This is a genomic window from Streptomyces sp. NPDC091287 (assembly GCF_044768525.1).
Classification (GTDB): Bacteria; Actinomycetota; Actinomycetes; order Streptomycetales; family Streptomycetaceae; genus Streptomyces.
Genome location: NZ_JBIVUV010000007.1, coordinates 298286 through 317470 on the forward strand (window position 1 = coordinate 298286; position 19185 = coordinate 317470).

Here is a 19185-nt window from a genome sequence, read left to right on the forward strand (position 1 = left end):
TCATTCAGGATCCGTCCGTACGTGCGGATCCCCCGTCGGGCTGCACCTCACCTCCACCCTGGGAGTGACGCAACCGGCGTGCATGGTCCGCGAGTTGTAGAAGCGGAGGACGGGGCAGGGGCCCGCTCCCCCGCGCCGGGAGGTTCGGCGCGAGGAAGGCGGACCCGTGGTCCTTCCCGCGTTACGGCTGCTGACGGCCGTGGAGTGCGGACACCTCCTCGGCGGTCAGGGCCTTGTCGTACACCCCGACCTGATCGACGGATCCGTTCCAGAAGTCACCCCTGGCGCCGTCGTACTGGGCCCGCCCGACGGAGAGCGGGCCGGTGCTCACATCGGCCGGCCCGGCCTCGGTGGTGGCGGCGGGCTTCCCGTCGATATACAGCGTGATCGTGTCGCCCTCGCGGACCCCGACCAGGTGGTACCACTTACCGGTCTCCGGGGTGATCTCCAGGCGGGCGCGCTTGCCGCCCGGGGTGGAGAAGGCGAACGCGCCCTGCCCGTACTGGAGGTAGAAGGGGTTCTCGGTGCGGCGGCCGTCCTGGCTGACGACGGTGGCGTAATTGCCCGGTACCGCGTCCAGCGAGGCCCACGCGGAGACCGTGTAGTCCTTCGTGGTGTCCACGACCGGGCCGGCGCTCTGCGCGTACTGCCCCTCACCGTCGAACTTCAGCGCCGAGCCCGTGACGCCCGGCGCCCAGGACGTGCCGCCCTCCAGGGCGAGATGGGCCTTGTTGGGGCCGCTGTCGCGGGCGGTCGTGCCCTTGTTCTCGTCGAGCGACCAGGAGCCGCCGCCCTTCAGCTCGTCGCGCTCACCGGCGTTGGCCCCGGCGGCGATGACCTGGCGGTTGATCTCCCGGACCTTCCTCGGGTCGACCTTGATCTCCCGACGGTCGTACGTCCACAGACCGTTCAGCTCGTTCTCCAGGTCGCTGACCTGGGTGTAGACGGAACCGGACAGCTCGGCGCCGGCGGCGGCGAGGTAGTACGTACGGGTGTTGTCGACATACTTCGCGGTGAGGGCGGCCTTGTCCGCGACCCCGCTGTAGATGTTGGCGGGCGCACCGGGCCACATGTGCCCCGGCGTCCGGAGCGTGAAGCCGCCGTGCTCGCCGTCCATCGCGGCGCGCCGGTCGTCCGGGAAGGCGGGGTCGTTGTTCACGTAGTCGTGGTGGTCGATGATCTCGCCCTTGCCGGAATCACCCTTGGAGGCGCAGCAGTTGACGCCGCTGTGCGCGTTGACGACGCGGGACGGGTCCAGCGCCTTGACGTCCTCGGCGATCTTGCCGGTTTCGGTGCGGTCCCACTCGCCCCAGCCCTCGTTGAAGACGATCCAGCCGCTGATCGAGGGGTAGTTGTGGAACTGCTTCATCATCTCCTTCCCCTGGGTGAGGAAGGCGTTCTTGCCGGTGTCGTTGTCGATGTCGGCGTTGACGAAGTCCTGCCATACGAGCAGTCCGAGCCGGTCGGCGTGGTAGTACCAGCGCGGCGACTCCACCTTGATGTGCTTGCGTACGGCGTTGAAGCCGAGGTCCTTCTGGGCCTTCAGGTCGAAGGTGAGGGCGGCGTCGCTGGGCTGGGTGTACAGCCCGTCGGGCCAGAAGCCCTGGTCGAGCATGGCGAGGGAGAAGAAGGGCTTCCCGTTGAGGACGAGTTTCTGGTAGCCGCCAACCTTGTCGATCTTCAGCTGGCGCATCCCGAAGTAGCTCTCGACGCTGTCCTTGGAGCGGCCGTCGGTGAGGGAGACGTCGAGGTCGTAGAGGTAGGGGTCGTCCGGCGACCAGAGGTGCTGGCTCTTGAGCTTCAGGCTCAGCTCGCGGTTGGCCGGTCCGGTGACCGTACCGACGACTTTGCCCTTGCGGTCGCGGGCGACGGCGGTGATCCGGGCGTCGGCGGAGGCCTTCGCGGAGTTGACGGTGACCGCGAGGCGGCCGGTGTCGATGTCCGGGGTGGTGGTCAGGGAGTCGATGGCGGCGGGTGCCACCGGCTCCATCCACACGGTCTGCCAGATGCCGGAGGTCGGGGTGTAGACGATGCCGCCGGGGTTGGTGGACTGCTTGCCCTTGGGCTGGTTGGGACCGGTCTTGTCGGTGACGGCGACGACGATCTCCTGTGGGCCGCTGCCCAGAAGCGCGTCGGTGATGTCGGCGGTGAACCCGGTGTAGCCGCCGGTGTGTTCGGCGACCTTGGTGCCGTTGACCCACACGGTGGACTTGTAGTCGACGGCGTCGAAGTTGAGCTTCAGGCGCTTGTCCTTGCCGTTCCTGTCTTTGCCGACCGACCAGTTCTTCGGCACGGTGACGAGCTTCCGGTAGAACATGTGGTCCTCGTCGCGCTCCAGGCCGGAGAGCTGGGACTCGACCGGGAACGGCACGATGATCTTCTCGTCGAGCTTCTTGCCGAAGACCGGCTGCTCGCCCTCGGTGGCCCCGGCGAACTCCCAGGGACCGTTGAGGTTCTTCCACTGGTCGCGGACCTGCTGCGGCCGGGGGTACTCCGGCAGCGGGTGGTTCTTGTCCAGCTTGTCGCCCCAGGTGGTGGTGAGGCGGTGCGTGGAGAGGTTCTTGGCGGTGCGGCCGATCTCCGGGACGGTCTCGGTCCCCGACTTCAGACCGCCCTGGCCGTCGTAGACGACCTTGACGCGCTGGTCCTTCTGGACCGGTGCGGCGAGATCGATGATCAGCGCCCTCGGATCGTCCGAGGCCCGGTTCACCGACTTCACCGGCATCGGGGAGGTGTCGACCTCGATCTTGAGGTGCTCCTTCACCTTCCGGTAGTCCGAGACGCGGTCCCTGAAGGTGGCCTGGAGGCGCTTGCCGTTCTCGGCGACGCTCAGGGCGACCGGGTAGACCTCGAAGTCGGCGGGCGGGGTGAAGGCCGACTCTGGCACGATCTGCTTCTTGAGGGTGTCGCTCCCCCAGCGCAGGAACATGCTGGCGCCGCCGATGTCCTGGAACATCTCCAGCTTGAAGTCGTGCTTCTCCCCGGCCTTCAGGGCGATCGGAGCGCTGTGCTGCTCCTTGTCCCAGTCCGGCTCCCAGTGGTCGATGACAACGTTGCCGTCGAGGAAGAGCCGGAAGCCGTTGTCGCCGATGGCGGAGAAGGTGTACTCCCCGGTCTCGGGGGCTTCGATCTGCCCCGTCCAACGGGCCGTCGTGTGCTCGGTCTTGCCGGTGGCCGACTCGAACGTCCCGGTGAGGCCGGGGAAGTTGATCTCGGGGTCCAGGGAGGTGGCGCCGAGTTCGGCGAAGTCACGGGCGCCCGGGGCGGACATGCTGAAGTACTCGCCCTTCAGCCCGTGGACATCGGTGACCGGGTCGTCGGCCGTGAAGGCCTTCGCGGTGGCTTCGGCCGGTACGGCGGGTGCGGCGGCCGCCGTCGGGACCAGGGTGGCACCGACCGGTATGAGCAGCGCCGCAGCGCAGGTCAGGGCCCTGAACAGGGCGCGGGGGCGCGGGTGTTGTCGTCTCAAGGCGTCGTCCTCGTCGAAGAGCCGGGGTGCCTCGAACCAGCGAGGCACTGCACATAGTCGAACATTGAGCCACAACACCAAACACTGCACAACGGTCGTGCACGCAGAATTTTCAACGATAGAAATCTGGTCGCCGCCGGCGCGGCCACGGCACCCCCCACGGGCCGGCCGGGGTCCCCGGTCCGCGGAGCGCACCCCGACAGGGCCCCCGGCCGCGCGACGGCCCGCCGCGCACGCTTCGCACGCTTCAGGCGGTTCGCGTGGTTCACGTGGTTCACGTGGTTCACGTGGTTCACGTGGTTCACGTGGTTCACGTGGTTCACGTGGTTCACGTGATTCATCCCGGCGGTTTTCCATGGAATGCCGTTTCGCGGGTACCCGGACTTCAGCCAGGAAGCTCACGTGACGGGGTGGAAACCATGAACGACCGCATTCTGATGACGTTTTCACCGGACGGCGAGACCCGGACCGACTTCGTCTGCCGACCGGAGAAGGCCGCCGACGCGCGGGACGCGGTCAGCGCCTTCGTCGCACGGCTGCACCCGGCGCCGACCTCGCACACGGTCCAGAACCTTCTGATCCTCGTGTCGGAGCTGGTCACCAACGCCGTCCTGCACGCGGGGGCCGTCACCGCGCTGTGGCTGACCGCGGACCGCAGGGGCGTCCACGTCCGCGTCACCGACCCGAGCCCGGCACACCCGCAGGACCGGACGCCCGATCTGACCGGCCTGACCGGCGGATTCGGCTGGCCGATGGTCCAGCGGCTGGCTCAGGAGGTACGGGTCCGCGACGCGGCGAACGGCGGGAAGGTCATCCTCGCCACCGTTGCGCGCTGAGCCCCTCGCCTCCGGGTGACCCGGGTGACCCGGAGGCGGCACCGGACGGCGGGCGCTGATCCGGGGCACCACCGAACGGTGGGCGCCGATTGCCCCGTATCGGTAGAATTCAGGCATGGGAGAGCGGCCTGCAGCGCCGACTGCGCCCGAACTCGTTCTGGAGACCGATCTGGGCTCCACGGTGATGAGTCCGAGCCGGGACTACCATGTCGGGCGCGACCCGGAGAGCGACGTGGTCATCGACGACATCCGGGTCTCCTGGCACCACGCGATCCTGCACCCCGAGGCCGGTCACTGGACGATCGAGGACGAGGACAGCACCAACGGCACGTACACCGGCGGCCGGCGCATCCGTGCCACGGACGTCGGCGCGGGCAGCGAGATCCGCTTCGGCAATCCGAGCGACGGACCGCGCGCCGTCCTCCTGGGCCGTGAACCTCCCGTGCCCACCGCCGCACCCTCCCTCTCCGCCGCCGTCGACCGGCCGTCGGCCGTGTCGATGCCCGCGGAGACCGGCACGTTCCGGCAGCCGACGACGGTGCGGCCGCTGCCCGCGAAGACCGTGCGGATCGGCCGCGACGCCGGCAACGACCTCGTCATCGACGACCTGGTGGTCTCCCGCCACCACGCCGAACTGCGGGCGCAGGCCGACGGCGCCTACGAGATCGTCGACCTCGGCAGCCACAACGGCACCTTCCTCAACGGTCAGCCGGTCACCCGCGGACCCGTCGGCCCCGGTGACATCGTCGGCATCGGCCACTCGGCGTTCTGCCTGGTCGGCGACGCCCTCCAGGAGTTCGTGGACACCGGTGAGGTCTCGCTGGACGTCCAGGACCTGGAGGTGACGGTCGGCCGGGCGGGCAAGGGCGGCAAGACCCTGCTGGACCGGGTCTCCTTCCCGGTCGGCGAGAAGTGCCTGCTCGGTGTGGTGGGTCCCAGCGGCGCGGGGAAGTCCACCCTGCTCAACGCGCTCACCGGCCAGCGCCCGGCCGACAGCGGCACGGTGCTCTACGACGGCCGTGACCTGTACCGGGACTTCGCCGAGCTGCGCCAGCGCATCGGCCTCGTCCCACAGGACGACATCCTGCATGCGCAGCTGACCGTGCGTAAGGCCCTCGGTTACGCCGCCGAGCTGCGCTTCCCGCAGGACACCGCGAAGGCCGAGCGGCAGGAGCGGGTCGCCGAGGTGATCCGGGAACTCGGCCTCGAAGAACGCGCCGACCAGCCGATCCACTCGCTCTCGGGCGGCCAGCGCAAGCGGGTGAGCGTGGCCCTGGAGCTGCTGACCAAGCCTTCGCTGCTCTTCCTGGACGAGCCGACCTCGGGGCTCGACCCCGGTATGGACCGCTCGGTCATGCACATGCTCCGCGGGCTGGCCGACGACGGCCGTACCGTCATCGTCGTCACGCACAGTGTGCTGAGTCTGGAGGTCTGCGACCGGTTGCTCGTCCTCGCACCCGGTGGGCGCATCGCCTATTACGGTCCCCCGGAGGACGCCCTCGCGTTCTTCGGGTTCGAGGAGTGGCCGGAGGCGTTCGAGGCGTTCGAGAACGACCGCGATCGCGACTGGGCGGCCACGTACGCCGGCTCGCCCTTCCACCAGCGGTACATCGTCAATGCCACGGCGCAGCCGCAGCTGCCGCCCGCCGCGCCCGGAGCGCTGGTCGCGCCGCCGCCGAAGACCCGTAACTGGGGTGCGCAACTGCACACGCTGGTGCGCCGGTACGCCTCCGCGCTGAGCGCGGACCGGACGTTCCTGATCATCATGATCGCGCTGCCCTTCGTCATGGGAGCCATGGCCCGCGCGCTGGCCGGCAGCCGGCTCACCCAGGAGACGGCGATGAACGCGCTGCTGATCCTGTGCGTGGGCGGCGTGCTGACCGGAGCGGCCAACGCGGTACGGGAGTTGGTCAAGGAACGGGTGATCTACCAGCGGGAGAGAGCCGTCGGGCTGTCCAGATCCGCGTATCTGATGTCGAAGATCGTGGTGCTGGGGACCGTCACCGTCCTCCAGGCCGTGGTGCTGGCCCTGGTGGGTCTGGTGGGCGTCGACCTCAACGCGCCGGGCGGCGAAGGGGTGTTCCTGCCACCGCTGGTGGAGATCACGCTGGCCGTGGCCCTGTTGTCCTTCACCGCGATGATGCTCGGCCTCCTGGTCTCCGCGCTGGTGCGCAAGGAGGAGGTGACGATGCCGTTGCTGGTCCTCCTCGCCATCGTCCAGGTCGTCTTCTGCGGCGCACTGCTCAAACTGAACGGGGTGCCCGGGGTGGAGCAGCTGGCGTGGCTGGTGCCGTCGCGGTGGGCGCTCGGGGCGATGGCCGGAACGATCGATCTGGCGCGGATCGTGCCGGGCGAGCTGACCTCCGATCCGCTCTTCGGACACTCGGCGGGGGTATGGCTGCTCAACATGGGCATGATGGTCGTCCTCTCACTCGTCTTCGGATACGTGGTCGCGAAACTGCTGAGGCGGCACGAGCCCGCGGTCATGCGGAAGTGAGGCGGTTCCATGGCGACCCCGGAGTTCCGCCCCACGCACGTCGTCCCGCCCGACGGGCTGCCTGCCTGGGAGGCTCCTGACGTCGCCCGTCCCACGGACCCGCTGGACGCCCTGCTGCCGGTGGAGATGCGGGACCGGCGCGGGGACTGGGCGTACGTCGCCTGCTCCAACGGCTGGTCGGCCTGGGTCGACGGGCGGCTCCTCGTCTCCGTACCGCAGCCCCCGCCGGCCGCCGGGCAGCCGCTCGCACGCGTCGCGGATCCGCGACCGCTGCTGGCGAGGGCGGAGGAGTCGCTGACCCGGTACCGCCGTGCGGCCCAGGACCTGGCCGAGGGCCGCAGCGACGGAGAGGGCTTCCGGCAACGGACGCGGGGGCTGCGGGTGGGGATGGTGGTGGACGGGGAGTCGGTGTGGCTGTACGACGCCGAGCACGAGCGGTGGGTCTTCTGCGACGGGACGCGGCTGAGCACGTACGCGGCTCAGGCGGGCCCGGGAGCGGCGGGGCCGTCGTCCGGGGAGGCCCAGGCGCCGGCTCCGGTCCGGGCCCAGGCTGCGACTCCGGTCCAGGCCCGGGCTCCGGCTCCGGAGCCCCCGCGGATCGTGGCCGGTGAGGAACCGGAACCCACCCGTGTGGTCGCGCCGGACGGCCCCGAGCCGACCCGCGTGGTCACGGCCGACGAAGGCGAACCGACCCGCGTGGTCCGCCCGGACGCCCCCGAACCCACCCGCGTCGTGACCCCGGACGCCCCCGAACCCACCCGCGTGGTCGGCCCGGACGAAGCAGAGCCCACCCGGGCGATCACCGTCGCCGGGCCCGACGAACCGCCCGGCGGCGGGGCGTCGGGGGACGCGGGGCGGTGACGGCCGATGGCGCCGCCGCCTCCTCCGTCGCACGACGCCGGGCTGCCCACCGGGCGCGAGGACGATCTCGTCGGCAAGCGGATCGCGAGCTACCTGGTGGAGGCCGAGATCGGCCGCGGCGGCATGGCGGTCGTCTACCGCGCCAAGGACCTGCGTCTTGACCGGATCGTCGCGCTGAAACTGCTCGCCCCCGAGCTGGCCCGGAACGACACCTTCCGGCAGCGGTTCACGCACGAGTCACGCGTGGCGGCCGCGATCGACCACCCCCACATCGTGCCGGTGTTCGAGGCGGGCGAGACGGAGGGGCTGCTCTACATCGCCATGCGCTTCGTCGCGGGCGCCGATCTGCGGGTCCTCATCGACCGACGCGGACCGCTGGACCTGACGGCCGCGGTCCGGATCGCCGCGCAGGTCGCCTCCGCGCTCGACGCGGCCCACGACCACGACCTGGTGCACCGGGACGTGAAGCCCGGCAACATCCTGGTGGCGGCGGGCACCGACAGCGACCATCCGGAGCACGTGTACCTCACGGACTTCGGGCTGACGAAGAAGTCGCTGTCGCTGACCGGGTTCACCACGGTCGGCCAGTTCGTCGGCACCCTCGACTACGTGGCGCCGGAACAGATCTCCGGACGGCCCGTGGACGGGCGGTGCGACGTGTACAGCCTCGCCTGCGTGGTTCAGGAGACCCTGACCGGTGCGCCTCCCTTCCAGCGGGACGACGACATGGCACTGCTGTGGGCCCACCAGTACGACCCGCCCGCCCCGCCCAGTGCGCTGCGACCCGGCCTTCCCGACGCCGTCGACGGCGTACTGGCGAAGGCGCTCGCCAAGTCCCCGGAGGACCGTTACGAGACCTGCCTGCGGTTCGTGGCCGCGCTGCGGGCCGCGGCGGCGGGCCTCCGGCCCGGCGAACACGCGCCGACCCGGGTGGACGCGCCGGCCGGTTCCTGGTCGGCCGCGCCCGAACCGCCGCCCGCGCCGCCCCGCTGGGCCGCACCGATGTTCCCGGACACCGGCTGAGCGCGGGAGCGGCGGCCGTTCAGGCGCCGGGTTCCGCATCCCGGACCTCGCCGCGCCGGTGCACCCGGGAGGCCGCGAGGCTGCCGAGGAAGCCGGTGACCAGGCCCCACAGCACCGCGAGCCCGAGCGCCGTCCACAGCTTCGGGCGCAGCGACACCTCCCCGCCGAGTCCGCCGCCCAAGTCCCCCAGGCCCAGGAGGGACAGTCCGTAATGGGCGGAGATCCGGGCGGTGAGGCAGATGAACAGCACGGTCAGGACGAGCGCCACCGCCATGTGCACCGCGTGCTGCCACAGCCGTGTCCGGGCGGGCGACCGCGCCGCCATGAGGAAGGCCGCGGCGAGCACCAGCACGGCGACGACGACCACCAGCCAGCGGACGCGCCCGTCCTGTTCGGCGAGGGTGCTCAGATTCAGGGTGGAGAGGTCGGGGGTGCGCAGGACGGAGTCGAGCACCTGGGGCATGGGCAGCCCGAAGGGGCCGTCCACCTTGCCCTCCCAGGACGCACCGAGGCCGAGGGTGAGCGCGAGCCAGACCAGGTTGGGGAGTCCGAGGAGGAGCACCGCGGCGGTCTCGGCGGGGTGCCCGCGCGTGATCATCACGACGAGTCCGGCGACGACGCCGAGCGCGACGCAGGCGAGGAGCAGCGCCACCATGGCGTACGCCGCCGGACGCACCGCTTCCTGGAAGCGCAGCAGCCGGGCCGGGAGCGGGGCCCGGTGCGAGACGAGCAGGGCCAGCACGAGGACACCGGCCAGCCACAGCAGCCCGAAGACCAGGGTGAGCGGGATCTCCGCCCGGAATCCGACCTTCGGGGCGTCGCCGAGGAGGTCCCCGGCGCCGCTGTCGGTGAGGTCGTCGACCGAGAGGGTGAAGGTGTGCCGGGCGATCAGCGAGAGCACGATCAGCGCGACGATCCACAGGGCCGCGACGCGGCCCGCCCAGCCGGCCAGTTCGCGGCCCCCGGCGACGGCCCGGTGGCGCAGCGGACGGAGGAAGCCCCGGGCGACGAGGAGCGCGCCCACGAGGGTGACCGAGAGCGGCAGGACCGAGAGGTCGGCCTGCGTCCCCACGAGGGAACCGGCGTCCCCGGAGAGCCCGACCGAGCCGCCCGCCGCCATCACCACCACCGCGGCGACGACGGCCGGGAAGGCGCCACCGGGGAGGCCGGCCGCCCCGGCCGCCCACAGGCCCAGCGCCGCGGTCGCCACCATGGCCAGGACACCGGTGAGGACCGCCAGGAGCGCGTCGCGCCATCCGTGGGGGGAGCGTGCACTGTTCTCGTCGTTACTCGCCCGGACGTTCACGCCCCCACGCTAAGCAGCAACCGAACGCTCCGCTCCCCGGAGAACCGGTTCCTCCCTCCGCTTGCGGGGACCGCCGGGGCGGGACAGACAATGAGGCGAAATGCCCTGGATTTTTCACTGATGTGCCCCCTACGGAAACGGGACCGGGCAGGGACGTCCGGGGCGGGTACCGACATCGGGGAGCAGAGCCCGTGAGTGTCCAACCGCCGCCATCCGGCCGCCCCACAGGACCGCCGTCCGGCCCGCTCTCGGGCCCCTCGGACACCGGCCCCACACCGCCCCCTCCCACCGTGTCGGGCCCGCCGCCCGGCCCGCCCAGTGGCGGCGACCGCGGCGGACCGCACGGTCCGGGGGGCTCGGGCGGCGGCGGTGATTCGGGGGGTTCCGGGGGCGGCCCCGGCGACCCGGGCAGCGGCTCGGGCGCCGCCCCCGGACCCGGGCCGGACCGCCCCTGGTGGCGTTCGGCCCCCCGGATCGCGGCGATCGTGACGGCCGTGGTCGCCGCGGTGGTGCTGGTCGTCGTCCTGACCCGGCCCGACGGCGGCGGGTCGAAGGCGGGCGGCGAGGTGTTCCTCCAGGCGGCGGGCGAATCCGGGCCGGACCCGTTCACGGAGTCCACGGCCCGCGAGAGCGAGCCCGAACCCGGCACCGCCAGCCCGTCCGTCGCACCGAGCCCGTCGAGGACCGGAGCGCAGGTGACGCGTGGCGTGGACGGCGCGGCCCCGGGTCTGTACGGGGGCACCCGCAGGATCGCCAGCTGCGATGTGGAGCAGCAGATCAAGGTGTTGCAGGCGGCTCCGGACAAGAACCGGGCGTTCGCCTCGGTCCAGGACATCGAGCCGTCCGCCGTCCCCGGCTATCTGCGGGGGCTCACCCCCGTGACGCTGCGCATGGACACCCGCGTCACCAACCACGGCTACCAGGACGGCGAGGCCAACGCCTACCAGGCGGTGCTCCAGTCGGGTACCGCGGTCCTCGTCGACGACCGGGGCGTGCCCCGGGCGCGCTGCGCCTGCGGGAACCCGCTACTGCCGCCCGTCGCCCAGGAGGACCCGCGGCAGACGGGCAAGGCGTGGCCGGGCTACCGGGCCTCCGAAGTGGTCGTGGTGGAGCCGTCGAAGAAGCCGGTCAAGAAGTTCGTGATGGTCGATCCGGAGAACGGCGACTGGTTCGAGCGGCCGGCCGGCGACACGGGCGACGGCGACAAGAAGACGGATCCGCCGAAGGACGCGTCCGCCTCCCCCTGTCCGCCCGGATCGGGTGACGACGGCGACCGTCCCTGCCCGGCGTCGTCCGGGGCCACTCCGTCGGAGTCCTCGCCCGAGGACCCGGCGTCGCGGCCCGGTGACGATCCGGCGACCTCCGAACCGCCGCCGGAGGACCCGGCGACCTCGGAGCCCCCGCCCGACGACCCGGCGACCGAGCCCGCACCCGAGACCCCGCCGGGCTCGCAGTCGGCCCCTCAGCCGCCCGGACCCGACTCCCCGGAGCCGCAGGACCCGGCTCCGGGGACGGTATCGCAGGGGGCTCCCTCGTTCAGCTGAGGAGGCCGGGGTCCGCGGGGCGCGGATCGGCTTCGCGGGCCCGGCCTCGGCCCACGGCGTCGGGGCGGCTCTCCGACGGGGTGCTCTTCCCCCGCGCGCCCGTGCGCACTCCGGCGGCCGAGGCCGCCGAGTGGAGGGAGCGCAGGGCGACCAGCAGGAAGCCGATGTCGTCCAGGTAGACGGGGTCGGGCAGCAGGTCGACCGGTGACACGGTGTAGATGACGGCCGCCCAGACGAGCGCCTTGCTGCGCAGCGGGATCCCGGCGTCGACCAACAGCTTCCTGGCCTTGAAGACGCGCACCAGAAGCACGACGGCCGAGGCCAGCATGATCAGCACGGCCACGGCGCCGAGAACGAGCCAAACGGTGGTGGTGTCCATGGCTCATCGTGTACCCACTCGTTCCCGGATGACGAACCCGTGGCGGTGGTGTCACCGTTCGGGGCCGGGGAGTACCGCGGTACGGGTCAGGCCGTACCGCGCCCCCGGGCCTCCGCCCGCCTGCGGCTGCGGCGCTTCAGGGCGCGCCGCTCGTCCTCGGAGAGGCCGCCCCAGATGCCGGAGTCCTGCTTGTTCTCCAGGGCCCACTCCAGGCAGGCGGCCTGTACCGGACACGTCCGGCAGACGGCCTTGGCCTCCTCGGTCTGGACGACGGCGGGGCCCGTGCTCCCGATGGGGAAGAACAGGTCCGGGTCCTCCTCGCGGCAGGCGGCGTGCAGGCGCCAGTTCTCGATGCTGCTCAACTCCGCTCACTCCCGATGTCGATACGTCGTACGTCGCTCGGCGTACGTGTGTGTCTTCCGTGCGGGTGACCGATGTTCGGCGCCTCAAACCCGTACCGGGCGGGCCGTGTGGGGCGCCGCGAAGGGGGCGGCCGTTACGTGTACGGCCGGACCCGGGGGCGGTGCAGGGCGAGGAGCGCCTGATCGTCCTGGATCCGGCCGCCGGTGTGGTGCCCCACGTCCTCGATCAGCAGGTGGAGGATCTGCGCTGGGGTGGCCGGGTCGCCGATCAGTGCGCGGTGGTGGACGAGGAAGGGCAGCCGGACGGCCGCGTCGTAGAAGACGCCGGCCTCGTCGCGGGCCTCGGTGACCCCGTCCGTGTAGCAGATGAGGGTGGCGCCGGGCGGGAACGGGAAGGTGTCGACCGGGCACGACCAGGTCCCCAGGGCGCTCATGCCGAGCGGGGGCGCCTCCTCGGAGGGTCCGAGGACGGTGGCCCGGCCCTCGGCGTCCAGCAGCACCGGCGGTGGATGCCCCCGGTTGACGACGCGTACGGCGTCGAGGTCTTCGGCGAACTCGGCGATCAGCGCGGTGGTGAACCCCTCGTCCTGCTCCTGGCCACCGCGTCGGCCGCCCTCGCGCAGGAGCGCCCGCTCCAGCGCGGTCACGAGGCCGGGCAGGTCCTCCGCCTCGTCCGCCGCGTACCGGAAGGCCCCCAGGTCCGCGCAGACCGCGCTGACCGCGCCCAGGCCCTTCCCGCGGACGTCCCCGACCATCACGCGCACCCCGTGCGGAGTGTCCTGGACGACGTAGAGGTCACCGCCGATCATGGCCTCGTTCTCGGCGGGCACGTACCGGGCGGCGATCCTGAGCTCGCCGAGGCGCGAGGGGGGCCTGGGCAGGACGGCGCTCTGGGCCACGGCGGCGATATGGCGCGCGCGGCGGGTCCGGGCGTCCCGGCCCTCCAGGGCACGGTTGATGAAGACGGCCAGCACGGTTACGGCCAGAAGGGTGAGCTGGTTGGCGACGCCCCGCTGCCAGCCGAAGGTGCCGTCGTACCAGGCGAGGCCCGCGTGGACCGCCATCGCGAGGGCGCCGGTCGCGATGATGCCGCGCAGGCTCAGGAGCGGGGCCGCGGCGACCGGGGCGGCCATCAGCAGGGGCGCGGAGGTGACGTCCGTCGGGGTCACCAGGTCCAGCACGACGGCCAGCACGACGACCCCCAACGGGATCCACTTGGCCCTGCGCAGCTGCACCACTCCCCCACGCTGTACGGCGCCGGAGCCCGCCGCATCCCGGGCGGCGGCCGGGGCCCGGGTCACTCCGGCAGCGGGGTCCCGGGGCCGGGTGCGGCGGCGCACGCCGCGTCCAGCCGGATGCGGTGGGCCATCACGGCCTCGGGATCGTCGATGACGTCGACCCGGACACCCGGGGTCTCCAGCACCGCCTGGTCCCCGATCTCGGGAGCGGGCACCCGGAGGATGTGCAGGGGCGGTACGCCGGTCAGGGGGTGCGGCGGGTGGTCCATGGGCACCACCTGGACGGTGACGTGCTGTTCCCTCATCGCCTCGGCCAGCGCGGCCCGCTGCCCGTCCATGGTCTCCCGGTCGCCGACCCGCGTGTGGAGGGCCACTGCCGGGAACAGGGCCCACAGGGCGGCCCCGCGCTCGCACATGCGGCGGCGGCGCTCCCGCAGCAGCTCGACACGGCGCTCCCGGCGCCCGGGGGTGTCCTCGGGGTACTGCGTACGGTAGAGCGCGGCGGCGTACGCGGGAGTGCGCAGCAGTTCGGGCACCAGCGCCGGGTGCCAGGTCCGTACGAGGCTCGCCGAGGACTCCACGCCGATGACGTCCTGCTGCCAGCCGTCCATCGCGTCCCGCCACCGGTGCCACCAGCCGGGCAGGTTCGCGGCTCCGAGCCCGGCCATGATGGGCTCGGCCACGGCGGGCGGAACGCCGTAGCAGCGGAGCAGTTCGCCGACCTGCCGGGCGTCGAGTCCGGTCTCGGCGCGTTCGATGCGCCGGACGGTGGCAGGGTGGGCGTCCAGTGCGTCGGCCGCGGCCCGAAGGCTGATTCCCGCGCGTTCCCGCAGCATGCGGAGGCGGACCGCGAGAACGCGGTGCTCCACGGTGGGACCTGAACGGGCTCGCATGCGCAGAACCTTCCTCGTCGAGCCCCGGGGCGGAGCATTACACACTCTGTCGCTTGCAAAGTATGCGTTTTGCGTCGAGAGTGCATACATGTCGGAAATAGTCAGTTGCGCGGAGCGTGCTCCCGATGACGGAGGTGTCCGAGGTGCCGGAGGTGGCCGAGGTGCACACAGCTGGTGGGTTCCCCGATTGCCCGGGGGTGTTCCGGAGGCCAGGCACCGGGTCCAGGAGGCCATGCGGGCCTGGGGCGAACCGGCCGAACGGACCGAGGCGGCGGCCCTGATAGTGACCGAGCTGGTCACCAACGCCGTCCAGCACACCAGCACCCGGCGGATCCGCTGTCGGCTCCTGCGCTCCGCGGACGGCGTGCGTATCTGTGTGTGGAACCGCGGCCGGGCCCGGATCCCGGCACCGGCCTCCCCGGGCGACTCGGCGGGCCTTCCCGTCACCGGCTCCCCGGCGACGGGCGGCCACGCGGACGACGACATGCTCGACCACCTGGCGGAGGACGGCAGGGGCCTCCTGCTCGTCGACGCGCTGGCGGCCCGCTGGGGCACCCGCGCCGCACTGGCGGGCCGCCTCGTCTGGGCCGACGTCTGAGCCTCCCCCCAACGCGCCCACGACATCTCCACGACGCCTGCGCGACCGACCGGACCGCCCTCCGGGCTTTCCCTCCCGACGCCCTCGCGTGATCAGGCGGGAGCGGTACGGCACTCCGGGTGACCCCAGCCGTTCGGGTTCTTCGCGATCGGCTCCTTGGCCGCGTACGGCTTTCCGCAGTGGCATCGGCCCGCGAAGCGCGCCGCGATCGTGCCGGTGGACCGCCCGCCCCGGGACGCGCCCGCCGCACTCCGCCCCTTCGCGCCGCCCGACGCCCCGGTCGCCTCCGATCGCCCCTTCGTGGACCGCGCGGGCGCGGGCACCGGCAGAGCCGTGGCACCGTGCGCCGTACCGGCCGGGCTCTGGGCCACAGCCGCCTCACTGGCGGCCTGGTCGGCGATCGCGTTGAGCGGGTCGCCGTCCACCTGGTGCGCGGGCACATAGCGGAACGTCACCGAGCGGTCGGCGAGCAGGGCGTCGATGCGGGTGACCAGCTCACGGTTGGCGACGGGCTTGCCACCGGAGGTCTTCCAGCCGTTGCGCTTCCACCCCGGAAGCCACTTCGTCACGGCGTTCATGGCGTACTGCGAGTCCATCCGCACCTCGACGCGCGCCGCCGGGCCGGTGGACTCCAGCAGCTCCGCCAGCGCCGTGAGCTCGGCGACGTTGTTCGTCGCGGTCCCGAGCGGACCGGCCTCCCAGCGCACGGGGTTCCCCTGTGCGTCGGCGACGACCCACGCCCAGGCGGCCGGGCCCGGATTTCCCTTCGACGCCCCGTCACACGCGGCGATCATGCACTCGTTCATCCCCTGATCATGCCAGCCCCGCATGACCGTTCCGACCGTGCGCGCGATCGCCCGACCGGGGCGTGCTCCGACGCCTCCGCTCCGCCATCCTTGACCTCAACCAAACCTGAGGTCCTAACGTTCCGAATGAACCCGGGGCCGCACGGCCCACGGGATCCGCAGGCCGTCGGGGGAAACCGGGGGCCACCACACTTCGGAGCGCCCCATGGACATGGAAGTCACCGCGTGGCATTCGCTGCACAGTGCGATGAACGCCCAGCAGGACCGCCGGCCCTTCTCCCGGACGGCGTTGCGCCGCATCATGGTCTTCGCCCGGCCCCATCGGCGGCGGATCTACCGCTTCCTGGTGCTGAGCGTCCTGACGGCGCTGCTCGCGGTGGCCACTCCGCTGCTGGCCGGGAAAGTCGTCGACGCGATCGTGAACGGCGCGGAGACCGGGACCGTCACCCGGTTCGCCCTGCTCATCGCGCTCATCGCCGTCGCCGAGGCCGGTCTCGGCCTGCTCACCCGCTGGCTGTCGTCGACCCTGGGCGAGAGCCTGATCCTGGACCTGCGCACCGCCGTCTTCGACCATGTGCAGAAGATGCCGGTCGCCTTCTTCACCCGGACCCGGACCGGCGCGCTGGTCAGCCGGCTCAACAACGATGTGATCGGCGCGCAGCGGGCGTTCAGCAATACGCTCTCCGGCGTCGTCTCCAACGTCGTCACGCTGCTGCTGACGCTCGCCGTGATGCTCACGATCTCCTGGCAGATCACGCTGCTCTCGCTGGTCCTGCTCCCGGTGTTCGTCGTGCCGGCCCGCCGGATGGGGGCCCGGATGGCGGGACTCCAGCGGGAGGCCGCCGACCACAACGCCGCGATGGGCACCCAGATGACCGAGCGGTTCTCCGCCCCCGGCGCGACGCTGGTCAAGCTCTTCGGGCGCCCTTCCGACGAGTCGGCCGAGTTCGCCGCCCGCGCCGACCGGGTGCGTGACATCGGTATCCGTACGGCGATGGCCCAGTCGGCTTTCATCACCGCCCTCACCCTGGTCTCCGCCCTGGCACTGGCCCTGGTCTACGGGCTCGGCGGCTACTACGCCCTGCGCGGCAGCCTGGAGCCGGGTGCCGTCGTGGCGCTGGCGCTGCTGCTGACCCGGCTGTACGCGCCGCTCACCGCACTGGCCGGGGCCCGGGTCGAAGTGATGAGCGCGCTCGTCAGCTTCGAGCGGGTCTTCGAGATCCTGGACCTGAAGCCGCTGATCGAACAGAAGCCGGACGCCCGCCGGGTGCCGGAGGGCCCGGTCTCCGTGGAGTTCGACAAGGTGTCCTTCGGCTACCCCTCCGCCGAGAAGGTCTCCCTCGCCTCGCTGGAGGAGGTCGCCACGCTCGACGACCGGGGCGGCGCAACGGTCCTGCACGACGTCTCCTTCCGCGCCGAACCCGGCCAGATGATCGCCCTGGTGGGCTCCTCCGGAGCGGGCAAGTCGACGATCGCGCAGCTGCTGCCCCGGCTGTACGACACGGACACCGGTTCCGTGCGGCTGAACGGTGTCGACGTACGCGATCTGAGCGCGGACTCGATCCGGGACACGCTCGGCATGGTCACCCAGGACGGGCACCTCTTCCACGAGTCGGTGCGTTCCAACCTGCTGATCGCCCGGCCCGACGCCTCCGAGGACGACGTCTGGGACGCCCTGCGCCGCTCCCGGCTCGACGGTCTGATCGCCTCGCTGCCGGACGGGCTCGACACGGTGGTGGGCGAGCGCGGCTACCGGCTCTCCGGCGGGGAGCGCCAGCGTCTCACCATCGCCCGGCTGCTGCTGGCCCGTCAGCGGGTCGTGATCCTCGACGAGGCGACCGCGCACCTCGACTCCACGTCGGAGGCGGCCGTCCAGGAGGCGCTGGCCGAAGCGCTGGCCGGCCGGACCGCCCTGGTGATCGCCCACCGGCTCTCGACCGTACGGGCCGCCGACCGGATCCTGGTGGTGGAGGCGGGCCGGGTCGTCGAGAACGGCACGCACACCGAGCTGCTGGCGGCCGGCGGGAGGTACGCGGAGCTGTACCGCACCCAGTTCGAGCGGCCGTCGTCGGAGGGGAAGAGGCCGGTCCAGCCGGTCCGCTGACCCGGTGCCCGTCCCCACGCCGTCCGGCCGGACCTCACCGGCCGGACGGCGTCAGCGCATGCCACCGGGGGCGAGGGGCACCCGGTCGGCGGTCCGCAGCCGCCGCAGCGCGTGGCCGCCGCACCGGCGCCACTCCTTGGGCGACACCCGCGGACGGTGGCCGCCACTGGTGACGAGCGCGTTCACCGACGTCATCGGGTCCGCCGCCATGGTCTTGGCCAGCAGGGCGCCGACCACGAGCGGGAGCAGCGTGACGGCCAGGGCGGAGCCGGCGGTGGTGACGTGCTGGATACGGGGGCGGCGCGGCGCTTCGGAGGTCATGCGCTCATCGAACAGCGGCCCGGGAACCGGAACATCGGGGAACGTACTCAGGGGTGCGGGACCGGCATACTCAGGCGCTCCCGGGGGGACGCTCACAGCGGCCGGGTACGCGGATCCCGGCCGGCCGCCGACCACGGAAGGATCGCCTCGATGGGTGAGCGCCAGGGACTCGGTGACAGCGGGGAACCCCGTGGCGGCCAGGGGCTGCCGGACGGGGACGTCGGCCGCGGACATCCGGCCGCAACGGTGTTCGACGCGCTGGGAGCGGAGTACGAACGGGCCTTCGCCGCTTCGGCCGCCCACCGCGAGTCGCTGGAGCGGCTGCTGGCGGACCTGGCCCCGGGGAGCCGGGTACTGGACGTGGGCAGCGGGACGGGCCGGCCCACGGCACAAACCCTGGCGGACGCGGGGCACCGGGTGCTGGGCGTCGATGTGTCGCCGGTGATGACCGCGCTCGCGGCCCGGCAGGTGCCGGAGGCGGAGTTCCGGTGTGCCGACGTCCGCGATCTCCCCCTGCCCGAGGGCGAGTTCGACGCGGTCTGCGTCTACTTCTCGCTGCTGCAACTGGAGCGGGGAGAGCAGCGCGAGCTGCTGGAGCGGCTCGTGCGGTCGCTGCGGCCCGGCGGGCTGCTGGTCGCCGCGACGGTGCCGGTGGACGCCGCGGGCGTCGACGCGGTGTTCATGGGGCAGCCGGTCCGGGTCTCCAGCTTCGGCGCCGAGGAGTTCACCGCCCTGATCACCCGGGCGGGCATCGCCGTGGAGTGGGAGCACAGCGCGCTGTTCACCCCGGACCATCCGGCCGGCGCACCCGAGCCGCACCTCTTTCTGCACGGCCGCCGCACCTGACGGCGCCGCCTTCCCCCGCGGCACTCGCCACCCATTGGCTATCACAAAGAACAAGCCGAATGAATGACATGGGTGGCGCATTTGTGTTCCTTCACGAGAAGG

The 19185-nt window shown here is 72.2% G+C and carries 16 protein-coding genes; 8 read left to right on the forward strand and 8 right to left on the reverse strand.

All coding sequences use genetic code 11. From position 1 onward, the window contains the following. Nucleotides 1-181: 181 nt before the first annotated feature. A complete protein-coding gene (locus ACIQRW_RS14430; RefSeq protein ID WP_403759109.1) occupies nt 182-3469 on the reverse strand; it encodes a LamG-like jellyroll fold domain-containing protein in 3288 nt (1095 codons plus the stop codon). A 419-nt stretch (nt 3470-3888) separates the two neighbouring features. On the opposite strand from ACIQRW_RS14430, the gene ACIQRW_RS14435 reads away from it, so the two are divergent. From ACIQRW_RS14435 to ACIQRW_RS14450, 4 genes are all read left to right on the forward strand, one after another. Then, entirely contained in the window at nt 3889-4305 is a 417-nt protein-coding gene (locus ACIQRW_RS14435) for an ATP-binding protein (protein ID WP_403759112.1), read from the forward strand. 115 nt (nt 4306-4420) lie between these two features. Continuing rightward, nucleotides 4421-6802 carry an FHA domain-containing protein gene (locus ACIQRW_RS14440; protein WP_403759115.1) on the forward strand — a complete coding sequence of 794 codons (2382 nt, stop codon included), beginning with the start codon at nt 4421-4423 and terminating at the stop codon, nt 6800-6802. Nucleotides 6803-6811: 9 nt separating this feature from the next. Then, entirely contained in the window at nt 6812-7663 is an 852-nt protein-coding gene (locus tag ACIQRW_RS14445) for a hypothetical protein (protein WP_403759118.1), read from the forward strand. 6 nt (nt 7664-7669) lie between these two features. Beyond that, a complete protein-coding gene (locus tag ACIQRW_RS14450) occupies nt 7670-8686 on the forward strand; it encodes a serine/threonine-protein kinase (RefSeq protein WP_403759121.1) in 1017 nt (338 codons plus the stop codon). Between the two features lie 19 nt (nt 8687-8705). On the opposite strand, the gene ACIQRW_RS14455 is transcribed toward ACIQRW_RS14450, so the two are convergent. Then, the gene (locus ACIQRW_RS14455) at nt 8706-9992 is read right to left on the reverse strand and encodes a streptophobe family protein (protein ID WP_403759125.1); all 1287 of its coding nucleotides are present in this window, start codon (nt 9990-9992) and stop codon (nt 8706-8708) included. Nucleotides 9993-10183: 191 nt separating this feature from the next. On the opposite strand from ACIQRW_RS14455, the gene ACIQRW_RS14460 reads away from it, so the two are divergent. Then, nucleotides 10184-11536: a DUF6777 domain-containing protein gene (locus ACIQRW_RS14460; protein ID WP_403759127.1), complete on the forward strand. Its 1353-nt coding sequence runs from the start codon at nt 10184-10186 to the stop codon at nt 11534-11536. Here the strand turns inward: ACIQRW_RS14460 and ACIQRW_RS14465 are convergent. From ACIQRW_RS14465 to ACIQRW_RS14480, 4 genes are all read right to left on the reverse strand, one after another. Further along, nucleotides 11529-11915 carry a YkvA family protein gene (locus tag ACIQRW_RS14465; protein ID WP_403759130.1) on the reverse strand — a complete coding sequence of 129 codons (387 nt, stop codon included), beginning with the start codon at nt 11913-11915 and terminating at the stop codon, nt 11529-11531. The two genes, ACIQRW_RS14460 and ACIQRW_RS14465, sit on opposite strands and share 8 nt — an antisense overlap. 86 nt (nt 11916-12001) lie before the next feature. Then, a complete protein-coding gene (locus ACIQRW_RS14470; RefSeq protein ID WP_403759443.1) occupies nt 12002-12268 on the reverse strand; it encodes a WhiB family transcriptional regulator in 267 nt (88 codons plus the stop codon). A gap of 143 nt (nt 12269-12411) precedes the next feature. After that, a complete protein-coding gene (locus ACIQRW_RS14475) occupies nt 12412-13515 on the reverse strand; it encodes a PP2C family protein-serine/threonine phosphatase (protein WP_403759446.1) in 1104 nt (367 codons plus the stop codon). A gap of 59 nt (nt 13516-13574) precedes the next feature. Continuing rightward, nucleotides 13575-14408 carry a Scr1 family TA system antitoxin-like transcriptional regulator gene (locus tag ACIQRW_RS14480; protein WP_403759133.1) on the reverse strand — a complete coding sequence of 278 codons (834 nt, stop codon included), beginning with the start codon at nt 14406-14408 and terminating at the stop codon, nt 13575-13577. 187 nt (nt 14409-14595) lie between these two features. Here ACIQRW_RS14480 and ACIQRW_RS14485 point away from each other — a divergent pair, with 187 nt between their 5' ends. After that, complete coding sequence (locus tag ACIQRW_RS14485) at nt 14596-15006, forward strand: ATP-binding protein (RefSeq protein ID WP_403759136.1); 411 nt, start codon at nt 14596-14598, stop codon at nt 15004-15006. Nucleotides 15007-15098: 92 nt separating this feature from the next. Here the strand turns inward: ACIQRW_RS14485 and ACIQRW_RS14490 are convergent, their stop codons facing one another. After that, a complete protein-coding gene (locus ACIQRW_RS14490) occupies nt 15099-15812 on the reverse strand; it encodes a ribonuclease H (protein WP_403759139.1) in 714 nt (237 codons plus the stop codon). Nucleotides 15813-16017: 205 nt separating this feature from the next. Between ACIQRW_RS14490 and ACIQRW_RS14495 the strand changes: the two genes are divergently transcribed. After that, complete coding sequence (locus ACIQRW_RS14495; RefSeq protein WP_403759141.1) at nt 16018-17916, forward strand: ABC transporter ATP-binding protein; 1899 nt, start codon at nt 16018-16020, stop codon at nt 17914-17916. 51 nt (nt 17917-17967) lie between these two features. Here ACIQRW_RS14495 and ACIQRW_RS14500 read toward each other — a convergent pair whose 3' ends face one another. Then, nucleotides 17968-18237, reverse strand: a complete 270-nt coding sequence (locus ACIQRW_RS14500; protein ID WP_403759144.1) for a hypothetical protein — start codon at nt 18235-18237, stop codon at nt 17968-17970. Nucleotides 18238-18387: 150 nt separating this feature from the next. On the opposite strand from ACIQRW_RS14500, the gene ACIQRW_RS14505 reads away from it, so the two are divergent. Beyond that, complete coding sequence (locus ACIQRW_RS14505) at nt 18388-19083, forward strand: class I SAM-dependent methyltransferase (protein WP_403759147.1); 696 nt, start codon at nt 18388-18390, stop codon at nt 19081-19083. Nucleotides 19084-19185: the final 102 nt, after the last annotated feature.

Bases quoted from the DNA above. Each gene is read 5' to 3' on its own strand.
- ACIQRW_RS14450 (WP_403759121.1), top strand. From the start codon at position 7,670: ATGGCGCCGCCGCCTCCTCCGTCGCACGACGCCGGGCTGCCCACCGGG.
- ACIQRW_RS14435 (WP_403759112.1), top strand. From the start codon at position 3,889: ATGAACGACCGCATTCTGATGACGTTTTCACCGGACGGCGAGACCCGG.
- ACIQRW_RS14505 (WP_403759147.1), top strand. From the start codon at position 18,388: ATGGGTGAGCGCCAGGGACTCGGTGACAGCGGGGAACCCCGTGGCGGC.
- ACIQRW_RS14490 (WP_403759139.1), bottom strand. From the start codon at position 15,812: ATGAACGAGTGCATGATCGCCGCGTGTGACGGGGCGTCGAAGGGAAAT.
- ACIQRW_RS14465 (WP_403759130.1), bottom strand. From the start codon at position 11,915: ATGGACACCACCACCGTTTGGCTCGTTCTCGGCGCCGTGGCCGTGCTG.
- ACIQRW_RS14445 (WP_403759118.1), top strand. From the start codon at position 6,812: ATGGCGACCCCGGAGTTCCGCCCCACGCACGTCGTCCCGCCCGACGGG.
- ACIQRW_RS14480 (WP_403759133.1), bottom strand. From the start codon at position 14,408: ATGCGAGCCCGTTCAGGTCCCACCGTGGAGCACCGCGTTCTCGCGGTC.
- ACIQRW_RS14495 (WP_403759141.1), top strand. From the start codon at position 16,018: ATGGACATGGAAGTCACCGCGTGGCATTCGCTGCACAGTGCGATGAAC.
- ACIQRW_RS14440 (WP_403759115.1), top strand. From the start codon at position 4,421: ATGGGAGAGCGGCCTGCAGCGCCGACTGCGCCCGAACTCGTTCTGGAG.
- ACIQRW_RS14500 (WP_403759144.1), bottom strand. From the start codon at position 18,237: ATGACCTCCGAAGCGCCGCGCCGCCCCCGTATCCAGCACGTCACCACC.